Raw genomic sequence first — 11,862 nt, 5'->3', positions numbered from 1 at the left:
CGATGCTCCGAGGACTTGAGCATCTGTCAAGTTCCGTTAGCGAATCGTACAGGCTGCGCGGTCAGCCTGGCTTCGGTGACTTCAAGACGCGCAGCGATCTCGGCCGGAGGCTGCGTCATCTCCGCCGAGCCAGGATCATCGTGTTTGTCATCCGATTTCCGGCTCTTGCTCTTGGGCTTTCGTTTAGCTAAGAACTTGTCTAGTGCAGCGACGAACAATACCGTGGCGACAGACCCGCCACCAGCGGCTACCGCCATAAGTTGCAGCTGACGCTTGTTCTCAGTTTCCGCTTCGCGCGACTGAGCTAGAGTCATGGTTCCGATTTTGGCGTCTGCAGGTACCTTCAGTTCGTCCTGCAGCGTGTTCAAGGCAATCGGTACTTGCGTAGTCACCTTTTCTACCAGCGTTATTGCTTGGTCATCGGTGGGCGCCGCCACGGAAATTTGAATAATCGGCCCGGTTGAGGTGGCGTCTTGTTCAAGAGTGAATGATTGATCAGGATTCGAGCCAATAACTTCTTCTTGTGAAGCCGCCGAATTCATTGTAATTACTAAGACATTGAGTGCTTGGCCTAGTCCTCCAAGGTACAGGTATGGATTATCACCATCCTTGACCGACTTTTCTGGTGGCAATAGCACCACCGTTGATGTTGCACTGTACGTCACCGGTGTGACGGTGTATGCCCCGTACACTCCGGCTACAGTCAAAATAACTCCGAGCACGACGATGTACCACCGTCGTAAAAGACTTCGAAGCATGTCGCTTAAAACCATTTTTTCCCCCAAAAAAATGTCACAAAAGTGACTCCCCCAGTGTTGCCACGACTATTGCGTACCAAGTCCCTCTTGATGCGCGATAAGGGCAACAATCCCCATATTACGTGATTGGCGCCTCCTTTAGAGATGATAATTCGATTAAATCTATGGCGCGCTGTTCCCAGGAGTGCCCGGCCGCAAAATCTCTACGTTCTGCGATCTGTGATTCTTGCGTTGGACGAGCGATAAATTCCTGGAGCAACTCGATGACCTCACCATTGGTATTTCCAACCGCCAGATGCTCGGTGTCTAACCAGTGTGAGGAAGGAAGGTTTGTTGAGACCACAAATAGCCCTGCCGCCAAGTAGTCCAAGGTCTTCAATGGGAAACTCGCCTGGTTAAATTCCGAATTTGTATAGGGGGTGAGGCCTACCCGGCAACTGGCCAAAAATTCCGGGACCTGCGTGGGCGGAATTTCACCTACCCATTGCACACCGGGAGATTCCAGGAAATTCCGCATGCGTGTCACCCACTGCGCGTTGTTACTTTTCATCGGTCCGGCAACCCGAAGCTTTAATCCTTGATCTCGGATCTCTTCAAGCAGCCCAACGTCTAGGCGTTCGTTGAGCTGTCCCAGCACCGCGATCACCGGTTGGCGGTCACCGGCGCTAAGGTCCGAGATTTTACAACCGTTGGGCAGCAAGTTTGTTATCTGCCTCGATTGCAGTTGATCAAGCTGGGCAGCCAGATGCGGGGACACGGCAAAAACCTTATCGGCAACCGCCAGGTTCTCGTTCAAGCGTTCGGAAACACTGCCGGCAGGTAGCCCCATGAGCTGTTCACCGGCAATCCAATCATCGGTAACGTAGAGGTACTTCGTACCGGTGATCTCTGTCGGGAAGCTTGCACTAGCCGAGGAATGAATGATCAGACGCTCGGCTGGCTGCTTGGTACCGGCAACCCGCAGTAGGGTGCGTACGGTTAGTTTGTCGTAGAGTTTACGCAGCCACGGATAGCGCACGCCGACCGGAACGAAAGTCTGTATCCGGGTTATTTTCCCTGCGACCTGGTCACGGCTTGTTCCGAACAGTTTCGCTGGCCTGGAGCCATCCGTAGTCAAGGATGACTTCAGTGTTCGCGGCGGATCCACCCAAATGACTTCGGTCTGGGCAGATAATGCTGTCGCCAGCATGTGATCGGTACCCTTGATGTCATCCCAAAAGGTGCCGGCAAGGTAAATCACCTGCTGGATCGAAGTATCTGATCGGCGAGGACCAAATCTTGCGCTCACAGTATTGCTGTTAAAGTCGTCCATCACGGTTTTACGCCATAATTTCTGACGTAGACGCGCCAGTTTGTATTTTGTGAATTCCCAGGCAGCTAAACTCCAACTACCTAGTTCATTGACCAACCGGACACGATGTGTCCGCTCAGCCGTATAGAGGTCTTCCAGCGTTCGGGACAAACTTTCCAAAGAATATCGAGATTCCACCAGTCCCCTACCAAAATCTCCGAGTTTGCTCTGTCGACGCCCCGCATCAAGCAGTGGCAACAAAATCGATGTGAGGCGTTCAGTACCACCGTGGTCAGCAGTACCAACTCCGTACCAGCCTTGCCAGAAGAACTCATCGGCCGAGTCAGGTTCAAGTAGCTTCCAATAGCCTTTCTCGCCTTGAACAATCAGCGGTTTGGCGAACGCCATGGCACGCAATGCAGAGCCACCCATGCCCAGGGCAATGTCAGCAGCTGCATAGGCAGGACGCGGGTCTGCCATCTCCCCGGTCAGCACAATGCTCCCGGGGTACCGCGAGTTCACCTGTTCGGCACGTTCACTTACGGTGTCCGCGGCAGAGCCTCCGCCAATTATGGCCAAGCAAATAGGACGCTCCTCAGCAATCTGTGCGATTGTATCGATGGCCGAAAGAATTCCCTCAAGTTTCAGCTCAGGCACGAGCCGTGAAACCACCACGACCAACGGCACACCAGAGTTGATGGAATATTGCGTGCGGAATTCTCGACCAAGTTTTTGATGCACATTATTCGTATGGACGTCCACCGGCGGCTCGAGGAGCGAAACACGGTTGAATCCTCGCTCATTCCGCTCAGCCTTAATTTGCTCGGTACCCACCGTCAGCGACATGGTTCGAGGGATGAAATCGGCCACCGCCATTGACATCACCGTGGCGATACTTTTCGTCTGTTTCAAGCCGAGAGTCGCCAGAGCGCATTCCAATGCGGGAGGCCATTCAAAACCATGGACTATGTCTATCTGACGTTCGCGAACTAGCCGTCGCAGATCCGCAACGATAGCGGGAGTCGGCCTAAACCGTGGTCTTGGTGACTGAATGAATTCAAGACCCAGCTCACGTACCTTGTGTACCAGCTCGCCCTCCCACCCATAAACAATGACCTCATGGCCGCGATCACGCAACGCGCCTGCTAGCTCGATGGCGTTGAGCTGACTGCCACCCATGGCTAGGTCGTGGGGATAAATCAGGATCCTCATGTGCTCGTTTCCAAACTCTCAGTGCGTGAAATATTGCGAATCTGCCCTATTTCGTTGCGGCAGGTCAATAGCAGCAATGCCATGATCAACAAGGTCCAAATACCGGCAATGGTTAATGCCAGTAGCTGCTGCGTAATGAAGCGGGTAGCCAAATAACATCCGCCCCATGCGAAACCACCAGCTAGTAGCGGCAGGCACAGTTGTCGCAGTATTGCGCCGAATCCCACTCCGCCACCGCGTAACTGCCACAGGTACACCGGTAAGAGGATTACCACGGACACAACCGCGTAGGCGCAAGCTACTCCGACCATGCCGGCAAGCTGCGCTCCAATCCATAACGCAGGAATCAGCACGCCAAGCCCCACCAGCTGAATAACCAGCACGGTGTTGGTTCGTCCCACCACCACCAGATAGTCGTAGACCAGCTCGTTAAAAACCTTGGACAGGGCTGCAATGACCAGCCAGCTCAAAACCTGCGCGGCCGGAATCCACGGTTCCCCGTAGACCAATATGATCAACGGGTGCGCAACCGCTGACATCGCTAGAAAAGCAGGGATGGTCGCGCTGGCTAAAACCTTAGACAAGCTGGTAATGGCTTGCCTCAGTCGTAGAGGATCATGTTGTATCGCAGAAAATGCTGCGGGAGCTACTCGGCGAAGCGGTTGCGAGATGATGTTCAGCGGCCAGCTGGAAAGGTTGAATGCCAGGACATAAAAACCTAATGCGACACTTCCCAGCGCGGCACCGACGACTAATTGATCTGCATACCCGACGGCAAAAACAATGATGCTGGACCCTGCCAAGGGCAACCCAAATTTGATCAATGCGCGGGCATGGTTCCGGTTCCACCCAAATCGGTATTTCAGCGGTGAGGCTTTCAAAAACATCACCGCTGAAATCAGACCACCAGCTAACCGTCCTACGGCCAAGGCCATGGCACCCAAGCCCACTAGAGCTAAAATGACCGAGAGGATAGCTCCGACCCACACGTTGACTTGATCAATCACCATGCGCGTGCGTTCTTCAAAAGCACGTTGGAGCAAGGCCGCGGGACCTGCCACGATGCCGTTGAGCAGTACGGAGAGGATCAGTATTCTGACTACTCCCGTCGCTTCAGGATCTCCCATGAGTTCGGTGAAGCGCGGTGCCGCAAACCAGGAGATCGTGCAGAATACTGCGCTGCCGACAACGGAAAGCGTATTGACTGTCGACGCAATGAGTGCCGGTTCTGAAGGCCAACGGACTATAGCAAGGCTGACTCCGAGCTCATTAAAACTGAGCACCGCCATGAGCGCGACAAGCGCAATAGCAAAAGTACCAAATTGCTCCGGACCCAATACTCTGGCTAGAACGATACCAATGCCCAGAGTTCCTAATCTTGAAACTAGGGTATTGGCCAGGCTCCAGCTAAAAGCACTACCGGCTGAATTCGAAGCGCTAGGCGATCTTGTCCGCTTCCCGAGGTTACGCATTGGATCACAGCACCGAAATCAGCGCGTCTGTGACTCGCCGCTGCTGCTCCTCGGTGATGTGCGGGTACAGCGGCAGAGAAAGGATCCGGGCGGCAGCATGCTCGGTAACCGGGAAGTCCCCTTCTTTGTATCCCAGGTGTGCGAAGGCTTGCGTCAGGTGCACCGGATACGGGTAGTGGATTCCTGCGCCAATACCAGCAGCATTTAGCTCCGCCACCACTCGATCACGCTCTTCCACCTGCACCACATATAGGTGCCACACATCGTGGTTCCCCATGGCTTGCTGCGGCAAGGTGACTCCAGGGACCTCGGTCAGCAGTTCGTTATAGCGCGCTGCCGCTTGGCGGCGCAGCTCATTCCATCCGGCCAGGCGTTCCAGCTTGGCGCTGAGCACTACCGCTTGCACCGCATCCATCCGGGAATTGCGTCCCACAACCTCGTGCACATATTTGGTGCGGCTGCCGTGAGCCGAAAGCAATCGGACCTGCTGCGCTAACTGCGCGTCACCAGTGAGTACCGCTCCGGCGTCACCGGCAGCCCCGAGATTCTTGCCAGGGTAGAAGCTAGTGCCAGCGATATCCCCCAAGGTCCCGGCGCTACGCCCATGGCGGGTTGCGCCTTGAGCTTGGGCTGCGTCTTCGATGATCACCGCACCGCAAGCGCTGGCAATGGGAGTCAGCTCTTCAACAAAAGCGGTCTGCCCGTAGAGATGTACCGGCATGATGGCTTTAGTCTTTTCGGTAACGGCTTCGGCTACCGCCAGCGGATCAATCAGCAGGTATTCGGAATCTACGTCTACCAGCACCACGGTGGCACCGGTGAGGCTGACTGCCTCGGCGGTGGCAATGAAGGTATTTGCCGGAAGGATCACCTCATCGCCCGGCCCAATCCCGGTGGCACGGAGCGCCAGCTCCAGTGCATCGGTGCCGTTTCCCACCCCAACGCATTCTCCGGCGCCTAAGAAGCGTGCGTAGCTTTGCTCAAAGTCAGCGACCGCTGCTCCCCCAATGAAGGCGGTATTTTCGAAGATCTGTGCAAGCGATTCATTAACCTGCTGCTGTACTTCTTGCTGCTGCGCCCGCAGATCCACCAACGGAATCTGGCTGTGGGTGCTCATAGTCTTGTTACTCATGCTCTAGACCCTGTCGATTCAAGATTTGTAGACGTAATGATCTGCCGGGCTGGGTTTCCTGCCCAGATCTGCTCTGCCGGCAAGTCGCGCAGCAACGCTGATCCCATGCCGAGCACCGCACCAGCACCAATCTGTACATTTTCACGCACGGCCGAGTTAGTTCCGAGGTAAGCCTGGTGGCCCACGGTGACCCGGCCTGCCAGTTTGGCTCCGGCCGCCAACGTGCAATAGTCCTCAAGCACGTTGTCGTGGGTCAGTACTACCTGGGGCATGAGCACCGTGTGCCGCCCCATGGAGATATCGCAGGTCGCCACGCAGCCAGCGAGGATGATACTTCCGCATCCCACGCTCACCGAGCTTCCGAGTACTGCCGAGCCGTGAATGTGTGTTGCATAGCGAGAATCATCCAGACCCAGCCGGGTCACAATAGCTGCCCGGCTGCTTCCCTTCCCGGCACAGATTAATAGCTTTTCGGTACGCTCTTTGGCTAGTGCCAGTCCCCCAAGAACCCGAACTTTGCCAATGAGCGTTCCGTGCAATGCAGTGTTGTCATCAAGCAGTCCTATGACCTCATGGTCACCGGTCTGCTCGATAGATGAGATGGTTTCTCGGGCCAGTCCACTGGCTGCCACAAGCAGTATTTTTGCCATCTCACTCACCGCCGGTGGCGGCCAGCACGTTGGACAGCACGCTGGTGATCACGCGATCCTGCTCATGCTCTTCCAGCTGGTGGTAGAGCGGCAGAATCAGTGTATTTGCCGTCAGATGCTCGGTGACTGGCAGCGGAGAGACAATTCCAGAATGCCCGGCATAGGCCGGTTGCAGATGCGAGGCCATGATGCCGCGCCGGGCTGAAATACCATCTTCGGCAAGCCTTTCGAGCAGTCCCTCACGGTCCACACCAAATTGTGGGCCAAGCTCAATCCAGAATGACTGGAAGTTCGAGGTCCCATACTCCGGATCCGTCACACAACGCAGTCCCGGCACATTCGCGAAGGCTTGCTGGTAGCGGGATGCTAAGAACCGACGGCGGGCCACCATGGTGTCCAGCTTATCCAGCTGGACTAGGCCAAGGGCTGCCTGCAAATCCGTCATGCGGAAGTTGTAGCCAACTTCCTTATAGCTCTCGGCAGGTGCCAACGTGGAGTTGTGACGTTCGGCAGCCGAGACATCCATTGAATGTTCACGCAACTGACGTGCGCGTTTGGCCCATTGCATGTTGTTAGTGGTGAGCATGCCACCTTCGCCAGTGGTCAAGAGCTTGCGTGGATGGAAAGACCACGCGGACACGTCCGCGCCGGCCCCCACCGGAGCTCCACGATACGTTGATCCTGCGCCGCACGCGGCGTCTTCAATGAGAACCAGTCCCAACTCATCACAGAGCGCACGCAACGGCTGAAGATCCAGCGGCATACCGCCCTGGTCCACCACAATGAGTGCAGTAGTTTTCTCGGTCAGCACCGCACGGACGGTCTGCGCCGTGACGTTTCCAGTCAATTCCTCAACATCCGCGAACACCGGACGGGCACCGACATAGGTCGGTGCATTAGCGGTGGCCACGAAGGAAAACGAAGGGACCACCACATCGTCTCCTGCTTTGACCCCGGCGACCAGCAACGCCAGTTGCAAGGCGGTAGTGCAGCTGGACGTTGCCACCGCAAAATCCACTTGCTGATGCGCGGCGAAGGCTTCTTCAAAGGCTACTGTCCGTGGCCCCTGAGCGACCCAGCCCGAGGCAATAACCTCGGCGACTGCGTCGGTTTCGGCTGTTCCCAGCCATGGTTTCATCACACTAATGCGATTCATGATTCTTCCCCCAAAAAATCTTTGTTCGCTTATTTGGTTACGCCGACCGGCTTTTTCAAGGCCCGCCCGGCAGCTACTTCTTCACGCAACGGCTTCCACCAGTCCACGAGTTTCCGAAGACCCTCTTCCAGGCCAATCTTTGATTCAAAACCAAGATCATGCCGTGCGGCGGTGGTATCTGCCAGACGCCGGGACACCGAGTTCACAGCGCGTTCCGGGCCGTATTCGATATGCAGATCCGAATCCATGGCCTTGAGCAGAGTTTCAGCCAGTTCCTTCAGGCTGGTCTCGGTGCCGCTGGCCACGTTGTAGATGCCTTCGGATATTGGGCTGCTGGCAGCCAACAGGTTGGCCCGGGCGATATCCTCGGAAACCACAAAGTCCATGGTCTGGGATCCATCACCAAAAATTAGTGGTGGCAGACCGTCCGCTATGCGTTCCATCCAGCGCACAAGAACCTCGGTGTACGCACCGTGCACATCCATGCGCGGGCCGTAGACGTTGAAGTAACGCAACATCACGTAGTCCATGCCGTACATGGCACGGAAGGATTTGAACAAGCCTTCGTTGAAGGTCTTGGCCGCCCCGTAGAGGGTGTCGTTGTTGTACGGGTGATGGCGCTCGGTGGTCGGGAATTCCTCGGCCATGCCATACACCGACGCGCTGGACGCGGCGACAATCTTTGGTACTTTCGCTTCTACCGCCGCTTCGAGGACGTTAAAAGTTCCGTTGACCATGACATCTACCGCGAGGCGTGGTTCCTCCGCGCACTGGGTGATGCGGATAGCCGCCTGGTGGAACACCATGTCCTTGCCCGCGGTCACTTCACGCACGAGGCTGCGGTCTGCGATATCCCCCAGGATGAGGTTCACACGCCCGGTGGCCAGCGCCTTCTCGATATTGCTGCGCCGTCCGCGGACCAGGTTGTCCAGCACGTCAATCTGCTGGGCACCGGCTGCCAGTAGCTGATCCACAATTTCGGAGCCAATGGTGCCAGCTCCTCCGGTGACCAGGTAGCGTCCGCCTGCAAGGTTCTTAATATTTTCGTTCATCGTGCGTTCTCCATGACGGAAGTAGGGTTTTGTGTTGGCTGGGCTGTGGATCCTGCAGCCAAGCTTCGGCTTGCATCTTCTAAGACCTTGAGCACCCGAAGTGCCGAAGGCCCGTCGGTGGGTGCAGGCCGTGATCCACGGATGCTGGCGGCAAATTCGGCCACCATCAATCCCAATGGTTCAAATTCTGAGAGCGCCGGAGACCAGGTGTCGCCGAGCCGGTAAGAAATGGTGGCGCCCTTGCGGTTTTCCACGTCGGCGCGGATCATTTCCTGCCGGTCAAGATCCACACCGCGGTCGAAGATGGTGAGCCGCTGCTGTGGATTCAGGTCATCCCACACCAGGGTTTTTCGGCTACCACCAATAACCATCTGGCGGATCTTTGTTGGCGAAAGCCAATTGACGTTGATATGGGCCAGGACGCCGTGATCAAGTTCCATGCTCAGATACCCCACACAGGACTTGCCTGCGTTCAGCGGATCTGAGCCAAGCGCTGTGACACTGCGCGGGTTGAGCCCGCCGGGAATCACGAAATCCAGAATGGACAGATCATGCGGGGCAAGATCCCAGAACACATCAACGTCCGGCTGGACCAGCCCGAGGTTGATCCGGGTGGAGTCAATATAAAGAATGTCGCCTAGTTCGCCAGCTGCCAATAATTCGCGGATTTTCAGGACCGCAGGCGTGTAGCAGTAGGTGTGGTCAGCCATCAGGATAGTTCCGGCCGCTGCGGCGGCATCTACCATTTGCGCCCCGTGCACCGAGTTATCTGCCAGTGGTTTTTCCACGACCACGTGTTTACCGGCCGCGATGGCGGCCATGGCAATCGCATGATGGGTCCGTGCCGGGGTGGCGATGGCCACCGCGTCCACGTCATGGAATTCCAGTAGTTCATCGAGTGAACCCACCACGGCAGGTTCACCGGTCTTGCGCGCCAGTGCTTCGGCCCGGTCTAGATCCATATCGCAAATGGCCACTAGCTCCCAGTCAGTGCTCATCGCGAAGTTACGTGCCAGGTTCGGTCCCCAGTAACCTGCGCCGATGACGGCCACACGCAAGGCAGGGTGAATCAGGGTTTCGGGTGCAACGCTCATTAGTAAGCTCCATCGGGTTTGATCATGACGCGGAAGGTGCGCCAGATAATGCGCAAGTCGCTGAGCACGGTCCAGTTCTCTGCGTAATACAGATCCAGCCGTACGCTTTCCTTCCAATCCAGGTTTGAACGGCCGCTGACCTGCCACAGTCCGGTCACTCCGGGCTTGAGCAGCAGCCGGCGGTGAGTGTGTCCCTGATAGGTCTGCACCTCCGTGAATAGCGGCGGACGTGGTCCCACCACCGACATTTCACCGAGCAGCACGTTCACAAACTGCGGCAGCTCGTCCAGCGAGTGCTTACGCAGCCACCGGCCAGAGCGGGTAATACGTGGGTCGTCCTTAAGTTTGAAGAGCGGGCCGGCTCCCTCGTTCTGTTCTTGGAGTTTGGCCAGACGCGCTTCGGCATCTTCGACCATGGTGCGGAATTTGATCATCTTGAACGGGCGTCCATCTTGGCCGGCACGTTCTTGTTTGAAGAAAATCTTGCCTGGCCCATCGAGTCGGATGAGCAGCGCAATGACCAGGAACACCGGGGCAAGCCCGAGTAAGGCCAGCGAAGAAAAGACAATGTCGAAGCCGCGTTTGAAGAAATAGCGTGCGCCGGTGAACTTAGCCAGTTCAACATGGAGCAACGGCATGCCATCTACCGGGCTAGTACGTACCCGTCGGCTGGCCACACCGGTCAGCGCGGAAACCACAATGAGCTTTGTGCCGGTGCTTTCCAAACGCCAGCCAAGTTGCTGCAAGGCGGTGTTTCCGCCGGTGAGCGGGCCGGCAACGATGACCGAGTCTGCGCCCAGCCGAGCTACCTCTTGCTCAATGGAACCGGCGTCATAAGCCAGCGGAAGCGTGGGATCAGCAAGTCGGATATCCTGTTCGGCCTGCGCATCCGCAACCCCGTCCAGCAGTACTCCAACTACCCGATAGGCCGGGCCCGAACGCTTAGAAATCTGGCGGACGGCGAATGGTGTATCGGCTGGTTGCCCGTAGATCAACACGTTGCTCAACGCGTAGCCGCTGCGGCTTCGCCGGATCAGCCACTGGCGCCAGGTCCACCGGCTGGTGAGCAGGGCGGCTAAGCCTATGGGCAAGGTGATGACCAGATAGACCCGCAGATCACCGAATCCGGTCAAGCCGATCAGTGTCCCTAAAGCCCCGGCAAGAACCAGCGCGGCATAGACAAGGAATTTGTATTCCTGCATCCCCACGGCGACACTGCCTAGGGTGTGCGCCTTAAAAGATTTCAGACTCAGCATCCAGGCCATGGTCAACAGCACTGCTGTCAGCACATAGGGCCCACCTAAGGACGGTGCCAGTGGTGTACTCACCGCACCTTGCCCCATGGCCAGCGCCGGCAACGCGCTAGCAGCGCCGACGATCAATAGGTCTGTGGTGAATAGCTTACGAAGATAAGCCCGGCCGTTGGATCCTACGGTTGTGACAGTGCGAGTGGACACCGGACGCAAGGTAGTCCAAGACCCCAGTGCGTTAAGATTATTTTCGCCTAGTCGGCTGCTAATTTGCGACATTACTGTGTCCCGCCTTGCTCTGCGACATGGCATGGCAAGGGCGGGCACAATTTGGCAACACAATGTTAAACATCTATGTTTCCCCCAAGAAAGATGCAATTCCCCAATTTGAGGACGGTCCAGCCATTCCCAAATAGCTGTGTTGTCCTCGTATGTATTGAGCCTAGGATGCAATTGATCACTGCACACGAGTGGCGGAACACTCAAATGCTCCGCTGCCGGCATTCGTAAATACCCGTTTGGCACTTGGTTCCTACTCGCTCACTACTTGAATAAGTAAAAACGGGCTTAAAAGAACAGACCCCGCACCAGAGCAGAGGGGTTACTGGTGCGGGGTCTATTTCTTGCCAAGGGACCGGCGGCCGCGCTGGGGGTATATCCTTGCGGATTCACGAACCACCGGCCCCGTTTAAGGGTTGAGTCTCGCTGCCACAGCAACAGCAAGCAGTGTGGCAGGTACGCACTCGTTCGGGAAGGGTCTGGTAGGTTGCTCGTCGGCTCCCAGAATTCACATTA

At 56.5% G+C, this 11,862-nt stretch carries 9 protein-coding genes; all 9 read right to left on the bottom strand.

Annotation, left to right across the window (positions count from 1 at the left end; translation table 11 throughout):
- Positions 1 to 26 precede the first annotated feature (26 nt).
- Positions 27 to 758: a hypothetical protein gene (locus VJ369_RS18220; protein ID WP_324093418.1), complete on the bottom strand. Its 732-nt coding sequence runs from the start codon at positions 756 to 758 to the stop codon at positions 27 to 29.
- A gap of 118 nt (positions 759 to 876) precedes the next feature.
- Positions 877 to 3,261: a glycosyltransferase gene (locus tag VJ369_RS18215; RefSeq protein ID WP_324093417.1), complete on the bottom strand. Its 2,385-nt coding sequence runs from the start codon at positions 3,259 to 3,261 to the stop codon at positions 877 to 879.
- Complete coding sequence (locus VJ369_RS18210) at positions 3,258 to 4,733, bottom strand: lipopolysaccharide biosynthesis protein (RefSeq protein ID WP_324093416.1); 1,476 nt, start codon at positions 4,731 to 4,733, stop codon at positions 3,258 to 3,260. Before VJ369_RS18210 ends, VJ369_RS18215 begins: the two co-directional genes overlap by 4 nt.
- A gap of 4 nt (positions 4,734 to 4,737) precedes the next feature.
- Entirely contained in the window at positions 4,738 to 5,865 is a 1,128-nt protein-coding gene (locus tag VJ369_RS18205) for a DegT/DnrJ/EryC1/StrS family aminotransferase (protein WP_324093415.1), read from the bottom strand.
- Positions 5,862 to 6,515, bottom strand: coding sequence for a NeuD/PglB/VioB family sugar acetyltransferase (locus VJ369_RS18200; RefSeq protein WP_324093414.1), 654 nt, complete (start codon positions 6,513 to 6,515; stop codon positions 5,862 to 5,864). The genes VJ369_RS18205 and VJ369_RS18200 overlap by 4 nt, the downstream gene beginning before the upstream one ends.
- A gap of 1 nt (position 6,516) precedes the next feature.
- A complete protein-coding gene (locus VJ369_RS18195) occupies positions 6,517 to 7,671 on the bottom strand; it encodes a DegT/DnrJ/EryC1/StrS family aminotransferase (protein WP_324093413.1) in 1,155 nt (384 codons plus the stop codon).
- Between the two features lie 29 nt (positions 7,672 to 7,700).
- Positions 7,701 to 8,723, bottom strand: coding sequence for an NAD-dependent epimerase/dehydratase family protein (locus VJ369_RS18190; protein ID WP_324093412.1), 1,023 nt, complete (start codon positions 8,721 to 8,723; stop codon positions 7,701 to 7,703).
- Complete coding sequence (locus VJ369_RS18185) at positions 8,720 to 9,817, bottom strand: Gfo/Idh/MocA family oxidoreductase (protein ID WP_324093411.1); 1,098 nt, start codon at positions 9,815 to 9,817, stop codon at positions 8,720 to 8,722. The genes VJ369_RS18190 and VJ369_RS18185 overlap by 4 nt, the downstream gene beginning before the upstream one ends.
- Complete coding sequence (locus VJ369_RS18180) at positions 9,817 to 11,346, bottom strand: sugar transferase (RefSeq protein ID WP_324093410.1); 1,530 nt, start codon at positions 11,344 to 11,346, stop codon at positions 9,817 to 9,819. Before VJ369_RS18180 ends, VJ369_RS18185 begins: the two co-directional genes overlap by 1 nt.
- Between the last annotated feature and the right edge of the window lie 516 nt (positions 11,347 to 11,862).

Source organism: Glutamicibacter sp. (assembly GCF_035257265.1).
In the GTDB taxonomy this organism is placed as follows: domain Bacteria; phylum Actinomycetota; class Actinomycetes; order Actinomycetales; family Micrococcaceae; genus Glutamicibacter.
Note: the sequence above shows the minus strand (reverse complement) of the source record. Positions and strands in the feature narration are given on the sequence as shown.